Annotated in this window: 20 protein-coding genes; 13 read left to right on the top strand and 7 right to left on the bottom strand. The window is 49.9% G+C overall.

The window, feature by feature from the left end:
• The first annotated feature begins 216 nt into the window (after nt 1-216).
• The 5 genes from rsgA (at nt 217) to QL234_RS27215 (ending at nt 5410) form a co-directional block, all read left to right on the top strand.
• The gene (rsgA, locus tag QL234_RS27235; protein ID WP_281560909.1) at nt 217-1254 is read left to right on the top strand and encodes a small ribosomal subunit biogenesis GTPase RsgA; all 1038 of its coding nucleotides are present in this window, start codon (nt 217-219) and stop codon (nt 1252-1254) included.
• A 66-nt stretch (nt 1255-1320) separates the two neighbouring features.
• Nucleotides 1321-2154, top strand: a complete 834-nt coding sequence (asd, locus tag QL234_RS27230) for an archaetidylserine decarboxylase (protein WP_281560930.1) — start codon at nt 1321-1323, stop codon at nt 2152-2154.
• Nucleotides 2155-2205: 51 nt separating this feature from the next.
• Entirely contained in the window at nt 2206-2943 is a 738-nt protein-coding gene (locus tag QL234_RS27225; RefSeq protein WP_281560908.1) for a glycerophosphodiester phosphodiesterase family protein, read from the top strand.
• A gap of 148 nt (nt 2944-3091) precedes the next feature.
• Nucleotides 3092-3472 carry a BlaI/MecI/CopY family transcriptional regulator gene (locus tag QL234_RS27220; RefSeq protein WP_044833819.1) on the top strand — a complete coding sequence of 127 codons (381 nt, stop codon included), beginning with the start codon at nt 3092-3094 and terminating at the stop codon, nt 3470-3472.
• A gap of 33 nt (nt 3473-3505) precedes the next feature.
• Complete coding sequence (locus QL234_RS27215; RefSeq protein WP_281560907.1) at nt 3506-5410, top strand: M56 family metallopeptidase; 1905 nt, start codon at nt 3506-3508, stop codon at nt 5408-5410.
• 72 nt (nt 5411-5482) lie between these two features.
• On the opposite strand, the gene QL234_RS27210 is transcribed toward QL234_RS27215, so the two are convergent.
• Nucleotides 5483-5950: a Spy/CpxP family protein refolding chaperone gene (locus QL234_RS27210; RefSeq protein ID WP_281560906.1), complete on the bottom strand. Its 468-nt coding sequence runs from the start codon at nt 5948-5950 to the stop codon at nt 5483-5485.
• 262 nt (nt 5951-6212) lie between these two features.
• Between QL234_RS27210 and QL234_RS27205 the strand changes: the two genes are divergently transcribed.
• Genes QL234_RS27205 through QL234_RS27195 form a run of 3 tightly spaced genes read left to right on the top strand, consistent with a single transcriptional unit; the run spans nt 6213 to nt 9411 of the window.
• The gene (locus QL234_RS27205) at nt 6213-6917 is read left to right on the top strand and encodes a response regulator (protein ID WP_281560905.1); all 705 of its coding nucleotides are present in this window, start codon (nt 6213-6215) and stop codon (nt 6915-6917) included.
• Nucleotides 6914-8359, top strand: coding sequence for an ATP-binding protein (locus QL234_RS27200; RefSeq protein WP_281560904.1), 1446 nt, complete (start codon nt 6914-6916; stop codon nt 8357-8359). The genes QL234_RS27205 and QL234_RS27200 overlap by 4 nt, the downstream gene beginning before the upstream one ends.
• A gap of 44 nt (nt 8360-8403) precedes the next feature.
• Nucleotides 8404-9411, top strand: coding sequence for an alpha/beta fold hydrolase (locus QL234_RS27195; RefSeq protein ID WP_281560903.1), 1008 nt, complete (start codon nt 8404-8406; stop codon nt 9409-9411).
• On the opposite strand, the gene QL234_RS27190 is transcribed toward QL234_RS27195, so the two are convergent.
• Nucleotides 9408-10328, bottom strand: coding sequence for a cation diffusion facilitator family transporter (locus QL234_RS27190; protein ID WP_281560902.1), 921 nt, complete (start codon nt 10326-10328; stop codon nt 9408-9410). The two genes, QL234_RS27195 and QL234_RS27190, sit on opposite strands and share 4 nt — an antisense overlap.
• 104 nt (nt 10329-10432) lie before the next feature.
• Here QL234_RS27190 and trmL point away from each other — a divergent pair, with 104 nt between their 5' ends.
• A complete protein-coding gene (trmL, locus tag QL234_RS27185) occupies nt 10433-10897 on the top strand; it encodes a tRNA (uridine(34)/cytosine(34)/5-carboxymethylaminomethyluridine(34)-2'-O)-methyltransferase TrmL (RefSeq protein ID WP_281560901.1) in 465 nt (154 codons plus the stop codon).
• A 78-nt stretch (nt 10898-10975) separates the two neighbouring features.
• On the opposite strand, the gene gpsA is transcribed toward trmL, so the two are convergent.
• The 4 genes from gpsA to QL234_RS27165 all read right to left on the bottom strand — a co-directional run bounded on the left by gpsA (nt 10976) and on the right by QL234_RS27165 (nt 13294).
• On the bottom strand, nt 10976-11983 hold the full coding sequence (gene gpsA, locus QL234_RS27180; RefSeq protein WP_281560900.1) for an NAD(P)H-dependent glycerol-3-phosphate dehydrogenase: 1008 nt from the start codon (nt 11981-11983) through the stop codon (nt 10976-10978).
• Between the two features lie 6 nt (nt 11984-11989).
• The gene (secB, locus tag QL234_RS27175; protein WP_281560899.1) at nt 11990-12496 is read right to left on the bottom strand and encodes a protein-export chaperone SecB; all 507 of its coding nucleotides are present in this window, start codon (nt 12494-12496) and stop codon (nt 11990-11992) included.
• Nucleotides 12497-12595: 99 nt separating this feature from the next.
• A complete protein-coding gene (gene grxC / locus QL234_RS27170; protein WP_044833810.1) occupies nt 12596-12853 on the bottom strand; it encodes a glutaredoxin 3 in 258 nt (85 codons plus the stop codon).
• A 9-nt stretch (nt 12854-12862) separates the two neighbouring features.
• Nucleotides 12863-13294 (bottom strand): rhodanese-like domain-containing protein, encoded by a 432-nt coding sequence (locus tag QL234_RS27165; RefSeq protein WP_281560898.1) that lies wholly within the window; start codon nt 13292-13294, stop codon nt 12863-12865.
• A 231-nt stretch (nt 13295-13525) separates the two neighbouring features.
• Between QL234_RS27165 and gpmI the strand changes: the two genes are divergently transcribed.
• The 3 genes from gpmI (at nt 13526) to QL234_RS27150 (ending at nt 17053) form a co-directional block, all read left to right on the top strand.
• Nucleotides 13526-15070, top strand: coding sequence for a 2,3-bisphosphoglycerate-independent phosphoglycerate mutase (gene gpmI / locus QL234_RS27160; RefSeq protein WP_281560897.1), 1545 nt, complete (start codon nt 13526-13528; stop codon nt 15068-15070).
• A gap of 14 nt (nt 15071-15084) precedes the next feature.
• Nucleotides 15085-16221: a peptidoglycan DD-metalloendopeptidase family protein gene (locus tag QL234_RS27155; RefSeq protein ID WP_281560896.1), complete on the top strand. Its 1137-nt coding sequence runs from the start codon at nt 15085-15087 to the stop codon at nt 16219-16221.
• Nucleotides 16222-16282: 61 nt separating this feature from the next.
• Complete coding sequence (locus QL234_RS27150; RefSeq protein ID WP_044833806.1) at nt 16283-17053, top strand: divergent polysaccharide deacetylase family protein; 771 nt, start codon at nt 16283-16285, stop codon at nt 17051-17053.
• 29 nt (nt 17054-17082) lie between these two features.
• Here the strand turns inward: QL234_RS27150 and QL234_RS27145 are convergent, their stop codons facing one another.
• Nucleotides 17083-17847: a serine protease gene (locus tag QL234_RS27145; protein ID WP_281560895.1), complete on the bottom strand. Its 765-nt coding sequence runs from the start codon at nt 17845-17847 to the stop codon at nt 17083-17085.
• Nucleotides 17848-17977: 130 nt separating this feature from the next.
• Here QL234_RS27145 and QL234_RS27140 point away from each other — a divergent pair, with 130 nt between their 5' ends.
• The gene (locus tag QL234_RS27140) at nt 17978-18841 is read left to right on the top strand and encodes a patatin-like phospholipase family protein (protein WP_281560894.1); all 864 of its coding nucleotides are present in this window, start codon (nt 17978-17980) and stop codon (nt 18839-18841) included.
• Nucleotides 18842-18851: the final 10 nt, after the last annotated feature.

Raw genomic sequence — 18851 nt, 5'->3', positions numbered from 1 at the left:
AAACGTGATTGGTATTAGAAAAAATATCAATAATTAAGTATATACCGAATCAATACCTTGCCCAAAGCATTTTAAATTGCCGCGGATAACTGCATCTTGGTGTTATTTGGGTATAATAGCTAACAAACAACCGGATTTAAGATATTTTTTCCGCTGCCACACCAGGTAAAGCGGCAATAAAACGCTAGGTGAATCAGATAAAGATGACAAAATTTCGTGGCTAAGAGAGCAAAACTGACCAAAGGTCAGGCGCGGCGCATCAAGGCGAACCAAGAAAAAAAAATACGCAACAAAGCCGATAAACACCAATGGCAGGACGATGAACTAGGCGAAGCCCAGCATGGCGTCGTTATCAGCCGTTTTGGCCAGCATGCCGATGTCGAAGGGGAAGACGGCCTCAGCTACCGCTGTAATTTACGCCGCTCGATAAAATCCCTGGTATGCGGCGATAAAGTCTTATGGCGCCAGGGCAAAGAAACCGAGCACAGCATTGCCGGCGTCATTGAAGCCGTGCATGACAGGAGTTCGGTATTATCCCGCCCCGATGTGTATGACGGCGTCAAACCGATAGCCGCCAATATCAGCCAGATATTGATCGTGTCTTCGGTATTGCCCGCCTTTAACGGCGATATTATCGACCGTTACCTGGTGGCGGCAGAGCAAACCGGTATCACCCCGGTGATAGTGCTTAATAAAGTCGACTTGCTCGATAATAACAACCAGGCAGCCATCGAAGCCCAACTGCAAATATACCGGGATATCGGCTATCAGGTAATGTATGCCAGCAATAAAACCGCACAGGGCATCAGCGAACTGAAAGAGCAGCTCAAAGATCACACCAGTATTTTTGTCGGCCAGTCGGGGGTTGGTAAATCCACCCTGACCAACAGCCTGATGCCGGGTCTGGAATTGATCACCCAGGAAGTCTCGGAAAATTCCGGGCTGGGACAACATACCACCACGGTTGCCCGCTTATTTCACTTTGATCATGGCGGCGATTTGATCGACTCCCCCGGGATCCGGGAATTTGGCTTATGGCATTTAACCCCGGAAGAGGTCTGCCACGGCTTTATCGAATTTAGCGAATTTCTCGGCGGCTGCAAATTCAGGGATTGCAAACACATTAAAGATCCCGGCTGCGCCCTGATAGCGGCGGCAGAGCAGAAAAAAATCCATCCGGACCGCTTCACCAGTTTTCAGCGCATTTTAGCGAGTATCAGTGAGAACAAACTCACCTCCCGCTTTAATGACTAACCGTTTTGTTAATTTAAGGAATATTTTGTTTTGTTAGACAAGTTAAAAATTACTTTGCAATATATCATGCCCAAACATGCCCTTTCCCGCCTGGTGGGTAAGTTTGCCGCTGCCGAAGCGGGCTGGTTCACCACCCGGGCCATTTCCATGTTTATTAAAGCCTATGGCATCAACATGGGAGAGGCCAAGCTGAAAAATGCCGGAGACTTTAAAACCTTTAATGACTTTTTCACCCGGGAGCTCGAACCGGGCGCCCGTACCATAGATAGCGATGCAAGTACCTTATGCTACCCGGTGGACGGCGCCATCAGCCAGCAAGGGGATATTACCGACGGCCAGCTAATCCAGGCAAAAGGTTTTAACTACAGCTTAACCAGCTTGCTCGGCGGCGACGAAAATACGTCGGCTCCTTTTCAGGGTGGAAAATTTTCCTGTATCTACCTGGCGCCGAAAGATTACCACCGCATTCATATGCCGATGGCGGCCACCTTACGGGAAATGATCTATATTCCCGGTGAATTATTTTCCGTCAATCCGTTAACGGCGAATAATGTCCCCAACCTGTTCTCGCGAAATGAACGGGTAGTCGCCATTTTCGATACAGAGCAAGGCCCTATGGCCATGGTACTGGTCGGCGCAACCATAGTGGCGAGCATAGAAACCGTCTGGGCCGGAACCGTCACCCCGCCGGCGGGCAAGGACATTTTCCGCTGGCACTACCCGGCAACCGGCGTTGACGCCATCCATTTTGAAAAAGGCGATGAAATGGGACGCTTTAAACTCGGCTCCACCGTGATCAGCACCTTCGCCCCCGAAATGGTAAGCTTTAATGAAAGCGCCGGTCCGGGTACGGTCACCCGCTTGGGTGAACATTACGCCGATCTCAACGGCGCCAGGTAATGCCATAACCAGGCAAAACCAGGCAATCAACGGACAATCAAGAGGTATCATATGGAAATATTTGCACACCGCGGCGCCAGCGCCGCTTTTCCGGAAAATACCCTGCTTGCCTTTGAACAGGCAATTATCCAGGGAGCCGACGGTATAGAGCTGGATGTGCAGTACCACCCTGACGGCGAATTTATTATCCTGCACGATAATTACCTGGATGTTACCACTGACGGCCAGGGAGCATATGATGAGCTGGGGCTGGGGGAATTAGCCCGGCTCGACCTTGGCAGCCAGCAAAAAATTCCTACCCTGGCACAGGCTTTAACGCAAATCGACGGCCGCTGCGCCGTCAATATTGAACTCAAAGATGCCGGAACAGAACCCGAACGGCTAACAGCCATTAGCCGCTTGCTCAAGCAGCAACTTGACCGGGCGGTGGCCGGACAAAACTATGCCTGGTCACAGTTTATTATTTCTTCCTTTAACCATCATTTGCTGCCGGCTATCAAACAAGCATGTCCAAAAGTAAAAACCGCGGCATTGATCGCCAGCTGTCCGTTAACCTATAGCGAATTTACCCGGCCCCTCAATGTTTGCCAGCTCAATGTCTCCATCGACTGTTTAAACGCAGCCCTGGTCAAAGACAGCCATAAGCGGGGCTTAACTTTAGGCGTCTATACCGTAGATCGGCAGCAGGATATTCGCCGCTGCTATGCCCTGGGGGTGGATGTGATTTTTAGCAATGCCCCTGGCAAAAGTAGGGATTATTTAAAAACAATCGAAAGTTCAATTACTTAATTATAAGGCAAGCTATATTCAGTCCATACTTTCCGGCAAAAATGAGAAAAAAATGTGATTTATGGTTGCTCATTTATTCTGCAGAAGATACGATTGGGTTCGTATTACGGTAGAAAATACCCCCATTAATCACATTAAGGAAATTGCAATGGCTCGGGACAAGTCGACATTTAAGCCAACCGAGGCGGAGTTGAACTTACTCAATATTCTCTGGCAAACAGGCCCGGCGACGGTAAGACAAATACACGAAGCGCTTAGCGAAACCCAAAAAACAGGGTACACTACGGTTTTGAAGATATTGCAAATTATGCATGAGAAATCCCTGGTGATCCGTGACGAAAGTAACCGGGCACATGTGTATGCGGCCGCTAACAGCGAAACCCATACCCAGTCTTCATTATTAAAAGATTTGATCATGAAAGCCTTTGGCGGTTCGACCTCTAAACTGGTGATGCGTGCCATAGACGACTCCACCAGTAATGAAGAAATCGAAGATATTCGTCAGCTGTTAAGCGAATTAGAAAAATAAACACACCAACACGGGAGAAAATTGGGAAATATAATGACGGAGCAGTTATTAAGCAGTCCATTTTTTTATAGCCTGGGACTTAGCCTTATCCATTTCTTATGGCAAGGGCTGCTGGTTGCATTGCTGTTAAAATCTGCGCTATTTATTATTCCCGATAAAAATCCCCAGCTGCGTTACGCTTTTAGCGCTTTTGCCATGCTGTTATGCCTGCTGTTGCCGGTGATCACCTTTTGCCTGATCTACCAGCCGGATAACATCCAACTGGCTCATTTTGGCCAGTTATTGGCGGAGGAAAAACCCCTTAACACCCAGCAGCAAATCACCGGTTATTGGTGGTCAAACGATCTGGTGGAAAACCTGCCTTACGTTTCCTTTGCCTGGTTAAGCATAGTGATTTTCCTGGCAGTGAAATTACTGATGCAGGTCTATAGCGTTAACCACTTGCCTAAGCAGGCAAGCCGGCAGCCGGATGCCGAACTGGCAGCAAGATTTGCCTTACTGGCTCAGCGGGTCCAGCTAAAACGCCTGCCCCGTTTATTGATCTCCTTAAAAGCCGAAGTGCCTATGGCCATAGGCTGGCTCAAACCCGTAGTGTTACTGCCCGCCAGTATGGTCACCGGCCTGAGCAGCGCCCAGCTGGATATGCTGATACTGCATGAACTGGCCCATATTCGCCGCCATGATTATTTGGTCAATTTTCTGCAGACCCTGGTGGAAATCTTACTTTTTTTCCACCCTGCCGTGCTGTGGATTGCCAAAAAGATGCGCATTGAGCGGGAATATTGCAGTGATGATATTGCCGTCGCCCTGTGCGGGGATCATATCGCCTATGCCCATACCCTGGCGGATACCGCAGAGATTTGTGCCAAGCACAGACACAATACCATTCCTGTGATGGCGATGGCCGCTTCCGGCGGTGACTTAAAACAAAGGGTTGTTCGCCTGGTTAACCACCATTGCGCCGCTAATGATAGCGACCATGCCAAATGGCTCGCCCCCTTTACCGTGTTGCTGGCCATATTTTTACTGACTTCGGTGCTGACCCTGCCCGGACCGTTACAACAGCTGGCCCAAGGGAAACTGCCTTTTTCCCAAAGCAAAAGTAATAGCTTTTTTGATGCCAAATCAAGCGATTACCTTGCTGAGCACGAAAACACCTCTATCGCCCGTGAATTATTGGCTATTCAGGCGCCTTTACCCGGTATAACGGCGCAGGAAAAAGCGCAGGCAAGTGTTCAAAGCACCAGTCAGGAAAATGCTCAACCGGTAACCGAAAATGTTACCGCGAAGAAAACAAGTACGCCGGTTGTAGCCCCGAAGAGCTTACCCCAGCCAGCTGTGCAACAAACGCCGGTGCAAACCCAGTCTGCGGCGGCCAAAACAAGTTTGCCAAAAGCACAGGAGCCCGCCCTGGCCCAGCTGCACCTGGACGAAAAACAGGAATTTGCCCGTCAGCAAACTCAGCCCTTAGCCTTCAATAACAGCGAGGCTCAGAGCACCAGCAATTCAGAGCGTGCTTTTATCAGAACCGATTCCAGCAATAAATTTTCTCCGGTCAATAATCCTTATGCCAATCAGGTGGCGGCACTGGCGCGGGACCTTTCTCAGGAAAGACCTGCCGCAGAAGCCCCCCAGGCAAACAAGGAAAAAAACAACTTCAGCGCAGATAAAGTCAACGCCCGCTTAATCAGCTCGGTTGAGCCTAAATATCCAACCACCGCCAAACGCAAAGGCCTGGAGTTAGAAGTCAGGGTACGCTTTACCATAGGTGTTGACGGTAAGGTGAGGGATCTGGTGTTTGCGCAAAACGGCAAGGCGAATTATTTCAAACGCAACATTCGCAATGCCATGGCAAAATGGCGTTTTACCCCGGCACAGCAAGATGGCAAAGCGGTGCCGAGCCAGATGAGCAAGATTTTTTCTTTTAACCTGAAATAACCGCTTATGGAGAATGGTCAAGATTCTCCATAAGTTTTCAGCATATATGGTTTAAGATAAACCGGCAAAAAATTAAGCCTTATCCTGCCTGCCCGCCAGCCACTTTTCTTTCTGTTCATCGGTAAAAACCTGAATCACCGCATGTTTGGTTTTTGCCCTGAGCAAGCCCTTCTGCTGGAAGCTTTCCTGGTATTTTTCCTGCAGCTCGGCAAAGGCTTCTTCATCAAAGGTTTCCGCCGCCAGCAAGGTTTTCATTTCTTCCCTAAAGGTTTTCATGGTATCGCGCAGCTCGGTATTTTCATCCCGGGCGGCCTGGTGTATGGCCCTGATCTCACTGATTTGCGCTTCATCCAGCCCTAAATGGCGGGCCATGCGACGCATCTTACCTTTGCCGCCATAATGCCTCATCTGCTCAGTGTCTTGCACGCTAAAACCATCATTGGGACAGGCTAACGCGGTATTAGGCAGGGCCAGCACACCGCAAAATGCGGCTAATGCCAGGGTCGACTTCCACGGCTTTAATAAAGATTTTTTCATCATTGTCTCCTCGACTTTCATCTAACTTTGATCTAACGCTTATCCGGGCTTAACATCCCTTTATCCCCAACTCCCTAGGCAAGTGGAGGGGGATTAAATAAGCTTGAAAAAAGTATAACCAGCACAGCGCAAAGAAACGCAAAGCCAGTGTAAAGGTTATGTAAAAGGCGGCGCTGTTTTTTCATCTCTGGGGTATTATAATTTTGCCTGTTAGGCATGGGCTGATTTGCCACCTTGATTTGTTGCCGTTACCGGAGATAGTACTGTGAATAATAAACGTTTATTAATTATTGATGATGACAGGGAACTGACAGAGTTATTAACTGAATATCTGGGCGGTGAAGGCTTTGAGGTCGAATGCTGCCATGATGGCATCTCCGGCTTATCCCGGGCCTATGACAAGGGCATAGACCTGATTTTACTTGATGTGATGATGCCCGAACTCAACGGTTTCGAGGTGTTAAAGGCACTGGGAGGTAATCATCAGACTCCGGTGTTAATGCTCACCGCCAAGGGAGATGATACCGATCGCGTACTCGGACTGGAGCTTGGCGCCGATGATTACCTGGCCAAACCTTTTCATCACAGGGAGTTACTGGCACGGATCAAGGCGATTTTACGGCGCATAGATATTATCAGGGATAACCACGAACCCGTGGCTTTAGTGAAGGTCAACGAGGTCGAACTTAACCATGCCACCCGACAAGTATGTTGCCACGGACAACCACTGGAGCTCACCGGTACCGAATACCAGATCCTGACCTACCTGATGGAACATCACGGCACCATTGTCAGTAAAGAAACTTTATCTGAGTTGGTGCTCGGACGTAAGCTCAGCCCGTTTGACCGCAGCATCGACATGCATGTCAGCAACATCAGGCGCAAGCTCCTGCCCGCCAGCGATCAGGATAAAATTAAAACCATCCGCGGTGCCGGTTACATCTTTTTATCCGGTGAATCCCTGACATGATCAAGCAAATCAGGGCCGTGCTGTCGTCGATCAAGGTCAAGCTTTTCTGCTGGTTCTGGTTAATTACCATTTTATCGATATTGACCACCCGCTTTATTATCGCCCAGCTAAGCAATGATATCCTGATCCTGGCCCCCCACGAAGGGGACAGGGGACACCTGCACAATATCAGCCGCAGGATCACCCGGGCACAACCGGCGGACATACTGGATTTCCTCGAAAATTTTCACCGCAGGGGGCGCTTTAAGATGAAAAGGGCCTTTGGTACCCCGCCTGAGTTGTGGATAAAGGAACTCGCCGGCGGCAAGTTGCTGACCAGCTCAGGCAATGACTTGCCTGCGCTTAAAAACTACCTGGGCGGGAATCATTTTAGCGAACTTAAAACCTACCAGTTTCCCGAGTTGCGTCTGACCGGACCGCAGCTAGTCACTTTACATAATAAGGACTACCAGTTTTTTGTTGCGGTAAAAGAAAGCCGGAAACATTTTACTATGCTGTTCTTTTCACAACTGCCTCCCTGGGCCCGTATCGCCCTGCCCCTGGTGATCAGCTTTATCTTTTGCTGGCTATTGGCCCGTAACCTTAGCAAGCCGTTATTAAGTATGCGCAGCGTCGCCAACCGGCTCGGAGACGGCGATTTATCGGTGCGGGTGAATGACGGTGCCACACGCAGCGATGAACTTGGCTCACTGGCAAGAAGCATCAATCAAATGGCACAAAAACTGGAAATCTCCCTGCAGGCGCAAAAACGCCTGTTGGGGGATGTCTCCCATGAACTGCGCTCCCCCATGACCCGGCTGCAAATGGCCCTGGGTCTGGCGCAAAAATCCTCAGATGATCCAAAAAACCTGAGCAAGCACCTGCAAAGATGTGAAACCGAAGTACATCGCCTGGATCAAATGATCGCCGATGTACTGGCCTTATCCCGGCTCGAGAATGCCCTGCACCAGCTGAACTTTGCCAAACTGGATCTGACGGGGCTGTTGGATATTTTGCTCCAGGACGCCCAGTTTACCGCCGATGAAAAATCAATAAAACTGCAGCTTGATGCGGTAAAAAACAGCCAGCTTAAGGCCGACAGCCAGCTGATTGCCAGTGCCATCAGTAATGTGCTGGGCAATGCGGTGAAATACAGCCCGCAAGGCAGCAATATTGAAGTAACACTCAGGCACCAGGGCCATAACGCCGTGCTCACCATTGCCGATGCCGGTCCCGGCGTACCTGAGCATGCCCTGGCGCAATTATTCGACCCTTTCTACCGGGTCGCCGAAGCCAGGGACAGGAAAACCGGCGGCACAGGTTTGGGGCTGGCGATTGCCAGGCAGGCAGTATTGGCGCACCGGGGCAGTATCACGGCACAGAATAATGATAGCGGCGGACTGACGGTTACCATACAATTACCTCTTGATAATATTCAACCAGAACAAACGGATGCCGGTTAGCCGGTTGTCACTTGTGTTGGTAGATAGACACAGGGATAAAAGGTATGGCTGCGAGCATTAAACTGATCAAAGAAGCGGAACTGAGCCGAGTTTACCGGGACAAGATCGAACCGTTTTGGCAACAAGGCCGTTTTGGCGACTTTAACGGGGTTGACAATGCCCGCATCAATTTTGCCGCTTTCGAGCATAACAGCGAACAAAACAGCATTAAAAAACTGATCCTGGTGCCGGGCCGTTCGGAGGGTTATTTAAAATACCAGGAGCTTAGTTATGAGCTGTTTCATGCCGGTTACAGTGTCTATATTATCGATCACCGCGGCCAGGGGATTTCACAGCGGCTGCTAAGCCATCCCCATAAAGGTTATGTGAAGCTCTTCGATGATTACAGCCAGGATCTGCAGCAGTTTATCGACACTGTCGTCAAGGCCGACAGCCAGTCAAAGAACTATATTCTGGCCCACTCCATGGGAGCGGCGATCGCCACCCGCTATTTACAGCAATACCAAAACAACATCAGCGCAGCAGTTTTTGCTTCGCCGATGATCGCCATTAACAGCGGCGGCATACCCGACTGGCTTGCCGCTTGCCTGATAAAAACCGGCAACCGCCTTAACCAATGGCTAGGCAAGAGCCCCTGGTACTTTATCGGCCAGGGAGGGTTTACGCAAAAAGACTTTAACAACAACCCGCTGATGCACTCGCAGGTGCGCTACCAAAAATTTACCGAGTTATATCAAACCACCACAGAGCTGCAACTGGGGGGAGTCACCTTTCATTGGTTAAACCAGGCCATTAACACCCACAAGGCCATTTTCAGGGACTTAAACCGCCTCAAAACACCGATAACTGTGTTGCAGGCGGGGGCAGAGATCATAGTGGATAACCGGGCCCAGGATGAGTTTTGCTACCGGTTAAATCAAATCTTCCCTGCTTCCTGTCCCGGCGGTAAAGCGATCACCATAGACAAGGCCCGTCACGAACTCTTGTTTGAAAAAGACGAATATCGACAGCAGGCGCTTACCCGGGCAATACAATGGTTTGAAGCATATTAAAGCGTTTCATCCCGGGCCAGCTCCTTCTGCACCACAGAGGTGGGGTCGTGATGAATAAAGACCTCACACGGCGCTAAGGCTTTGTTGATCTTGAATTCGATTTCTTCCCCTATACCATGGGCTTCTAACAAAGAAAGGTTATCGTCCAGTTCCAGGTGAAACTGGATAAAGCGTATATTACCCGACTGACGGGTACGCAGTTCATGCATGCCCAGGGCGCCATCATGATTGAGCACTATAGCTTTGATCTGCTCGAGATCTTCCTCTTCAAGTTCATGATCCATCAAGTGATGTATGCTGACCCAGATAATTTTCCCCGCTCCCCACATCAGGTAACAGCCGACCCCTATGGTGAAAAGGCCATCCGCCCTCAACCAGATCCCCTGGCTTAAAAAGAGCGCCACCAACACGCCAACATTAAGCAGTAAATCCGATTTATAATGCAGGGCATCGGCGCTGATCACCACAGAGCGGGTCAAACGGATCACATATTGCTGAAAAGCCACCAACAGCAAGGTCAGCGCAATAGTGATCACAGTAACCCAGATACCAATATCGGCATTTACCACCACCTGGGGGTTGAGCAGGCGGCTGACACCGTTAAACAACAACAGCAAGGCCGACCCCAGGACAAAGGCTGCCTGGACTAACCCCGCCAGGCTTTCCGCCTTGCCGTGACCAAACCTATGCTCTTTATCGGCGGGAGCCAGGGCAAACCTGAGAATAATAATATTCATTACCGAGGCAAAGAGATCCAGCATAGAGTCCGTCGCCGATGCCAGCATGGCACTGGCATCGGTGACAAACCAGGCATAAAGCTTGATCACCACCAGTAATACTGCCGTGCCCGAGGAGGCGATGGCGGCCAGGCGCACCCAAAAAGCATAGTTCTCGGCGGTTTCAGTCACTTTGTTCATACAGCATCATCCTCTCCCCTGGCGATAAAATTCTCCACATCGGTAAAGACTTTCCGGATAAGCAGGGTATAATCAGCGGGATTTATCCTTATTGAGCAGACTTTATGTTAGACGTTGTTCTTTTTCAACCTCAGATCCCGCCAAATACCGGGAATATCATCCGCCTTTGCGCTAACTCAGGTTTTCGCCTGCATCTGATTGAGCCTCTTGGTTTTTCTGTAGACGATAAACGCCTGCGCCGCGCCGGGCTGGATTATCATGAGTTTGCCGCCATCAAGAAACACGCAAGTTTTAACGACTTTGTCGAAAACCAGCAACCTAAGCGTATTTTGGCCATCACCACCAAGGCGACCAAATACCATCATGAAGTCAACTTCAGCGAAGGGGATTACTTATTATTCGGCTCGGAAACATCGGGCTTGCCGGAAGACGTCAGGGTACAAATCCCGGATCAGGACAAGATCCGCATTCCTATGTTACAAGACAGCCGCAGCATGAATTTATCCAATGCCGCCGCGGTGATTGTCTATGAAGCCTGGCGTCAGCTGGGATTCACGGATGCGGTATAAAAGCTGATTTTCACAGCCCTTTAGCAAGAAAAGAAAGATAATACCGCCTGGTATTTCAGGCGGTAATAACAGATAGGGTTATTCAACCTTAGGCTGGCGCGATAGCAGATCAGAAGCCGCCAATTTGGCATCTTTGCCCTGATACAAGACCTGGTAAACTTGTTCAACGATCGGCATTTCCACTTTCATACGCCGGGCAAGCAGATAAACTTCTTTGGTATTGCGGTAACCTTCCACCACCTGGCCAATATCCGTCATCGCCTGTTCAACTTCTTTACCCTGGCCTAACGCCAGGCCGAAACGCCGGTTACGAGACTGGTTATCGGTGCAGGTCAGCACCAGATCCCCCAGACCCGCCATCCCCATAAAGGTATTGGCGTCCGCCCCCAAGGCTTCCCCCAAACGGGTCATTTCCGCCAGGCCGCGGGTGATCAAGGCGGTACGGGCATTCGCCCCGAAGCCTATGCCGTCAGCCATACCGGCGCCGATGGCAATCACATTCTTGACCGCGCCGCCAAGCTGTACTCCGATAAAATCATTATTGAGATAAACCCGAAAATGCTTTTGGCAATGCAGCAGGTCCGAAAGCTCAGTCACAAAGCTTGCATCTGTCGAGGACATAGAAATGGCCGTCGGCAAACCCGCGGCCATTTCCCGGGCAAAAGTAGGACCGGACAACACCGCCAGGGACATCTCCTGCCCCAGCGCCTCTCGGGCGACATCCTGCAACAAACGGCCGGTTTCCGGCTCCAGGCCTTTCGTGGCCCAGGCAACCTTGCTGCGGGCAGACAAATAAGGTTTGATCTGCCCAAGCATATCGCCAAAGGCATGGCTGGGCACCACCACTAAGATATTGTCGCTGGCCTTAACCGCAGTAGCCAAATCACTTTCCAGCTGTAAAGCCTCCGGAAAAGCAACATCCGGCAGATAACGCTGGTTATCCCGGCTGGCCGCCATTTGCGCCACATGTGCTTGATCCCGGCCCCAAAGCAAGGTTTTATGACCATTGCGCGCCAGACAAATCGCCAGCGCCGTCCCATAAGAGCCGGCGCCGAGCACGACAATTTTCGCTTGTTCTGAGCTCATTAAGGATTAATGTGTTTCTGTGCTTGCTGCTGCGCCTGCTTCAGCGTCTGCGGCACGTTTTTGCACGTAAGAAGCAAATAAGGCATCAAAGTTAACCGGTGCCAGGTTCAGCTGCGGGAAAGAACCACGGTTAACCAGGCTGGATACCGCTTCACGGGCATACGGGAACAAGGTCGTCGGACAGAAGGCGCCAATGGTGTGAGCCAGTTGTGCTTCAGGTAAGTTACCGATAGTGAAGATACCCGCTTGCTGTACTTCGGCTAAAAAGGCAGTTTGCCCTTCGACTGTCGCGGTAACCGTCAGGGCCAAGACAACTTCATAAGTATCATCCGCCAGTTTGGCTGAACGGGTATCTAAGTCCAGTTTAATTTCCGGCTTCCATTCTTTTTGGAAAATCGCCGGAGAATTCGGCGTTTCAAAAGAAATATCTTTGGTATATACGCGTTGGATCGCAAATTGTGGCGCCGCTTGTTCTGCGCCGGTTTCTGAGCCGTTTTGAATTTCGTCAGCCATGTTAATCATCCTGTTTTAATGGAGCGCCATCATCAATAAATCTGACGCCTGAATATTATTATTTATTTAACCCCGGCGTAACACCCGGGCTAAGTTCGATTATGCCTTTAGCAGGCTGTCTAAGTTATTACTGGCTTCTAACGCCATTAAATCGTCACAACCGCCGACATGGGCATCGTTAATAAAGATTTGTGGTACCGTGGTACCGCCCTTGCTACGCTCAATCATCTCGGGTCTCAATCCCGGATTTTCATCGATTTTTATTTCTCTGAAGCTGACTTGTTTTTGTGTCAACAAGGCCTTGGCCCTGACACAATAAGGACAATACTCTTTAGTATAAATATCTACCGCTACCACAATATACCTCTACTTACCTTTGGCGACCGGCAATCCGGCCCCCGACCATGCCCCCATGCCCCCCTTAAGTAGACTCACTTTAGAGAAGCCGGCTTTTAACAGCTGATTAGCCACTTTACCCGCGGTCATACCAGCGGCACATACCACAATAATGGGTTTATCTTTATGCTTTTCAAGGCTGACAAAGTCATTATTGCTAATTTTTTCATTGGAAAGATTGATCGAGTCCAGAATATGACTGGTTTTAAACTCTTTTTCCGGGCGAATATCCACAACGACCCCGTCTTCCCGGTTCACCTGGAAAGTCAGCTCTTGTGGGGTAATCGCTTTAATCGGCGACAATTTCATTTTAATACTGGTGCCGATCAGCAAAATCACCAGTATCAGCCATATCATGCTTAACATGGGATGGTTACCGGCAAAGGCAATAAGTTGTTCCATAGATTAGACCGCTATTGTAGATAAATTGTAAAACTGCCACAGTATACAGGCTAATGCGGTAAAGAAAAGTATCCCGGCGTCGATCGCGGCAAGAAAAGCCGCTCAGGGTAAGTTGTTACAAAAATCCCCCTGAAAAAGGGAGAAAAAAGCGACGCCAACTGGCGATATCTCTCTATCCGTGTACAATGTCCGCCAGCTAAATTTGCTTTCAGTTATCATAGAGGAATTGTCATGGCTAACAAAAAAACCACGGTACTTATCATTTTAGACGGTTGGGGCTATCGTGAGGATAGCAGCGCTAATGCCATTTATCATGCCAGCACCCCGGTACTCGACGAACTGAAAGCCAACTACCCCAATATGCTGATCGATACCTCAGGCATGGCGGTGGGCCTGCCCGAGGGGCAAATGGGCAATTCCGAAGTCGGTCATGTCAACCTGGGCGCCGGACGTACCGTTTACCAGGATTTCACCCGCATCACCAAAGCCATAAACGATAAAGAATTTGAACAAAATCCGGCGCTGTGCCGGGCGGTTGATCTTGCCACCGAGCAGGGCAAGGCGGTCCATATCTTTGGCTTGCTTTCCCCCGGCGGCGTCCACAGCCATGAAGATCATATTATCGCCATGATCGAACTCGCCCACGCAAGAGGCGCCAATAAAATTTATCTGCACGCCTTTCTCGACGGCCGGGATACCCCGCCACGCAGCGCACAAAGCTCGCTGGTTAAGGTGCAGGAAAAACTCAGCGCATCCGGCTGCGGCCAGATAGCGTCTATCAGCGGCCGCTATTATGCCATGGACAGGGATCAGCGCTGGGAACGCGTGGAAGCCGCTTATAACCTGATGGTATGCGGTGAGGCCAAATACCAATACCCGGATGCGGTCTCGGCACTGAGTGATGCTTACGGCCGGGATGAAAACGATGAATTTGTCTCCCCCAGCGTTATCCTGGACCCCGAGGGTAAGGCAATAGCAGTGAACGACGGCGATGCACTGATTTTTATGAACTTTCGCGCAGACCGGGCGCGCCAGTTCACCCGTAGCTTTACCGATCCCGATTTCAACGGTTTTGCCCGCAAAAAAGTACCGGCAATTGCCGATTTTGTCATGTTAACCGAGTATGCCGCCGATATAGACACCAGCTGCGCTTTCCCGGCGGTCGAACTGGAAAACGTACTCGGGGAATGGCTGGCAAAACATAACAAAACCCAACTGCGCATTTCCGAAACCGAAAAATATGCCCATGTATCATTTTTCTTTAGCGGCGGCAAAGAAGCGGTTTTCGACGGCGAACAGCGTATTTTAGTACCTTCTCCCCAGGTCGCCACCTATGACATGCAGCCGGAAATGAACTCGGCGTTATTAACCGACAAACTGGTATCCGCCATCGAAAGCGGTGAGTTCGATTTTATCGTCTGTAACTACCCCAATGGCGATATGGTGGGCCACACCGGAAAATTCGATGCCGCGGTTCAGGCCTGTGAAGCCGTTGACCGCTCGATTGGACGTGTGGTGAGCGCCCTGCAAAAAACCGGCGGCGAGTGTTTGATCACCGCAGATCACGGCAATGCCGAACAGATGACCAACAGCGAAACCGGCCAGGCCCATACCGCCCATACCTGCGAACCTGTGCCGCTAATTTATGTCGGCCGTCAGGCTACACCGGCACAAAGCGGCACCTTAAGTGACATCTCCCCGACCTTGCTGCACCTGATGGGGCTGGAGCAGCCAAAAGAAATGACAGGCTCGGTATTGATGACACTGGACAACTAACGAGCGCTGCCGGCATGTCTTTGACTTTGCAGTTATTACTCGCCCTGTTGCTGTACAGCTTAACTTGTACTGCACTGGCGGCGGAGAATAGCCGGGAGCAAGATCCCAACCGGCAATTGTCACAAATACAAAAAGCCATTGCCGAGCAAAAATCCGCCATCGCCGAAAAAGACAAAAAACGCGCCCAACTGGAACAGCAGCTGAAAAAAGACGATCTCGCGGTGGCCAAAATTGCCCGGGCCATCAATGATACCGCCAGCGACTATCAGCACACGCAAAAAAAACTCACTCAGCTGGCCAAAGAAAAGCAACAACTCACGCAACAAAAATCCCGCCAGGAGCAACTGCTGGCGCACCAGCTGAGAACCGTCTATTCCACCGGCCACCACGATTACCTGAAGCTGCTGCTAAATCAGGAGCAAACCACCAAGATTCAAAGAACCCTGAGTTATTATCAATATATTAACGATGCCAGGGTACAGGAAATTGAACGCTTCCAGGCGACCTTAAGCAGCCTGCTGCAGGTCACCACAGAGCACCAGGAACACAGCAACAAATTACTTACCCTGCAAAACACACAAAAACAACAACAGGTTGCGCTGCAGGAAAACAAACAAAAGCGCAAGCAAACCTTAAGCGCCCTGAAAGCACAATTACTCAATAATAAACAGCAACTGGCAAAACTCGAAGCCGAAGAAGCCAACCTGGTACAGGCACTGAAAGAACTGGAGAAACTGGTCAAGGCAGAAACCAATTTGAACGGCCTGGGGCAGTTAAAACATAAGTTATCCTGGCCGGTAAAAGGCAAAATATTACATACCTTTGGCAGTAAAAAGCAGGGTTACCTGAAGTGGAAAGGGGTTTTGTTGTCTGCGCCTATTGGCCGCCAGGTACAAACCATACATAATGGTACCGTATTGTTTTCCGACTGGCTTAAAGGTTATGGCCTGGTCACCGTGATCGATCACGGCAACGGTTATATGAGTTTATACGGACACAACCAGACGCTGTTAAAAAATGTCGGCGACCGGGTGGAAACCGGTGAAGTCATTGCCCTGGTAGGGCAAAGTGGTGGCCAAAACCGCTCCGGTTTATATTTTGAAGTACGTCACCGGGGGCAGGCAAAAAACCCCAAACTCTGGTGCCAGTAACTTAAATCAGCCGCAGAGACTCAACGGCTAACGTTAATTAACATAACCAATAATAATATTTATGATTTCACGTTTGCGCTTTTGTTTTTTATCCCTGTGCTTTTTTGCCGCTGTTACGGCAGCAGAAAACCGCATTGCCATAGTGATCGACGATATCGGCTACCGGCAAACCGATAGCCGGGCCCTGGAGTTACCCGGGGATATAACCTTTTCCATCTTGCCCCAGACCCCTTACGGGCAAACCCTGGCCCTGCAGGCCTACCAGCAAAATAAAGATATCCTGCTGCACATTCCGATGGAGTCGGAAAACGGCAAGCGCCTGGGACCCGGGGCCCTGACCCATAAAATGAGTGAAGAAAAAATCCGCGCCAGCCTGAAACGCTCTTTTGAAGAGATCCCTTTTGCCATCGGCATCAATAACCATATGGGCAGCTTATTAACGCAATTGTATCGTCCCATGTCCTGGGTCATGGAGTTCCTGAAAGAGCGGGATCTGCTGTTTCTCGACAGCCTGACCACAGAATACAGCCGGGGACGGGAAATCGCCCGGGATTATGGCGTGCCTAGCCTCAACCGCCATGTCTTTCTCGACAACCAGCTATCCGATGAATATATCAGCGGGCAATTTAACGAATTGATCCTGCTGGCCAAGACCTATCAGAGTGCGGTTGCGATCGCCCATCCCCACCCGGAAACCATAGATGCCCTAACGGCCCTGCTGCCGACACTGGCCGAGCATAATATCAGCCTGGTGCCGCTGTCGGCCTTAGCGGCAGATCAATATAGCGCAAAAGTTAAAACCAAAACGGCCAAAGCAAATAAAGCCGACTAAGCCCCACTAACGGTTTAGGCAAATAACCGTTAGTAAACAACATTATGCTCGGTTAATAAATCTCTTAAATGTTTAACCGGAATGGCATAAGTAATGCCGCTGGGATTGCTGATCACCGCTTCTTTGGTCTGCTGCACAAACACCTTATTGATAATACCTATCACCTCACCGCTTTCCATATCATAAAGGGCGCTGCCGCTGTTGCCGGGATAAGCGGTGGCATCAAGCTGGTACACCAGATAAGGGTCACGCATACGTTTTAACATCTTAATGCTCAGCTGACCGGCATCCGCCACAGGCACCACGCTCGGGGTGATACTGGCGATAATGCCCCTGTGGGTAACCGGATATAAGCCCAGCACCGAACCTATGGGAAAGCCGGTAAAAGCAACATAACTGCCCTCGCTCTGGTACTCACCACCGGCAAGCTTCATCGCGGGTAAGGCTGGGGCATCAAATTTTAATACCGCCAGGTCATAATAGTCGGAGCGGGCGATCACTTTCGCCTTTAAGGTTTTCGGTTTTTTACCTGAACCGCTAAAGACCACTATGCTTTGCTTCAGGGATTTATCCAGCTCGGCGGGCAACACATGGGCATTCGTGACTACATACTGGCCGTTGCCGACCACAAAGCCGGTGCCGCGTAAGTCATTTTTCGGCCGGCCGGTGGGGGTGTGTACGCCTATGCCCACCACGGAAGGTTTGATTTTTTTCAAAGTTTGAGACAGGTTTGCCTGCGCCGCCGGTGACATCAACATAAGGGCCAACAACAGACAACAAAAACGTTTCAACATAAATAACTTCTTCCCTACTTAATGCTTCCCATGAGCTATGGTTATCAGTGTACCCGATCACATCCGGAGGACTAAATAGCTATTTTACTAATAATGACCATAATTACTGATAGTATTTTGAGGGCGCTTTATGGCAAATAGAATTATACCTATCCTTGCGGGAGGAGGAACCCGCTTACCGGCACACATAGGGATCATCAAAGCACTGGAAGATTTAAGCATAGAGTTTAATCACCTCGTGGGCGTTTCCGGCGGCAGCATTATCGCCAGCTTATATGCTGCCGGGCTCAGCATAGAACAGATAAAAGAAATAGCCCTGAAAACCGATTACAGCCAGTTCAGGGGCTTTTCCCTGCTGAAACTGATCCGCAACGGTGGCCTGAGTTCCGGCGACGCTTTTGAATATTGGGTTGATGAACATTTACAGGGAAAAACCTTTGAGCAACTGGATCAAAACCTGCACATCGTTGCCACAGATGTTAAACGCGGCAGACCCGTCATTTTCGATGCCGAGCATACCCCGAAAATGAAAGTTTCGTTAGCGGTACGCTTTTCCATGTCGATCCCTTTAGTGTTCAGTTTTAAGACTTTTGGTAAACACTTGATGGTGGACGGCAGCATCTTATCGGAAGATGCCCTGCACAGAGACTGGGATCAGCGCGGCACCCCGGTATTATGCTTCCGCCTGCGGGGAGAGCATGAATATGATGAACTCAATACCCAGGGATTATTCCCGATATTTAATTATGTCACCTTATTGATCCGCACCTTTATGACCACCATTTCCCGGGAATATATCAACGAGGCCTTTTGGCACAATACCATCATCATCAATACCGGCGAGTGCTCCGCCGTGGACTTTAAAATGAGCAATGATCAAAAGTACCATTTGTTTAAAACAGGATATGACACCGCCATGAAAATTATCCCGATCAAAACAGATACGGCAAGCCTGGCACCTGCCATGTTTTCCCCAAAATCAAACTCAAATTGACCGAGAACAT

This window comes from Thalassomonas sp. RHCl1, assembly GCF_947387555.1.
Taxonomy (GTDB): Bacteria; Pseudomonadota; Gammaproteobacteria; order Enterobacterales; family Alteromonadaceae; genus Thalassomonas.
Note: the sequence above shows the minus strand (reverse complement) of the source record. Positions and strands in the feature narration are given on the sequence as shown.

Excerpts from the sequence above, each read along its gene's own strand:
- asd (WP_281560930.1), top strand. The coding sequence starts at position 1,321 with ATGCCCAAACATGCCCTTTCCCGCCTGGTGGGTAAGTTTGCCGCTGCC.
- QL234_RS27225 (WP_281560908.1), top strand. The coding sequence starts at position 2,206 with ATGGAAATATTTGCACACCGCGGCGCCAGCGCCGCTTTTCCGGAAAAT.
- QL234_RS27220 (WP_044833819.1), top strand. The coding sequence starts at position 3,092 with ATGGCTCGGGACAAGTCGACATTTAAGCCAACCGAGGCGGAGTTGAAC.
- QL234_RS27215 (WP_281560907.1), top strand. The coding sequence starts at position 3,506 with ATGACGGAGCAGTTATTAAGCAGTCCATTTTTTTATAGCCTGGGACTT.
- QL234_RS27210 (WP_281560906.1), bottom strand. The coding sequence starts at position 5,950 with ATGATGAAAAAATCTTTATTAAAGCCGTGGAAGTCGACCCTGGCATTA.
- QL234_RS27200 (WP_281560904.1), top strand. The coding sequence starts at position 6,914 with ATGATCAAGCAAATCAGGGCCGTGCTGTCGTCGATCAAGGTCAAGCTT.
- QL234_RS27195 (WP_281560903.1), top strand. The coding sequence starts at position 8,404 with ATGGCTGCGAGCATTAAACTGATCAAAGAAGCGGAACTGAGCCGAGTT.
- QL234_RS27190 (WP_281560902.1), bottom strand. The coding sequence starts at position 10,328 with ATGAACAAAGTGACTGAAACCGCCGAGAACTATGCTTTTTGGGTGCGC.
- trmL (WP_281560901.1), top strand. The coding sequence starts at position 10,433 with ATGTTAGACGTTGTTCTTTTTCAACCTCAGATCCCGCCAAATACCGGG.
- gpsA (WP_281560900.1), bottom strand. The coding sequence starts at position 11,983 with ATGAGCTCAGAACAAGCGAAAATTGTCGTGCTCGGCGCCGGCTCTTAT.
- secB (WP_281560899.1), bottom strand. The coding sequence starts at position 12,496 with ATGGCTGACGAAATTCAAAACGGCTCAGAAACCGGCGCAGAACAAGCG.
- QL234_RS27165 (WP_281560898.1), bottom strand. The coding sequence starts at position 13,294 with ATGGAACAACTTATTGCCTTTGCCGGTAACCATCCCATGTTAAGCATG.
- gpmI (WP_281560897.1), top strand. The coding sequence starts at position 13,526 with ATGGCTAACAAAAAAACCACGGTACTTATCATTTTAGACGGTTGGGGC.
- QL234_RS27155 (WP_281560896.1), top strand. The coding sequence starts at position 15,085 with ATGTCTTTGACTTTGCAGTTATTACTCGCCCTGTTGCTGTACAGCTTA.
- QL234_RS27150 (WP_044833806.1), top strand. The coding sequence starts at position 16,283 with ATGATTTCACGTTTGCGCTTTTGTTTTTTATCCCTGTGCTTTTTTGCC.
- QL234_RS27145 (WP_281560895.1), bottom strand. The coding sequence starts at position 17,847 with ATGTTGAAACGTTTTTGTTGTCTGTTGTTGGCCCTTATGTTGATGTCA.
- QL234_RS27140 (WP_281560894.1), top strand. The coding sequence starts at position 17,978 with ATGGCAAATAGAATTATACCTATCCTTGCGGGAGGAGGAACCCGCTTA.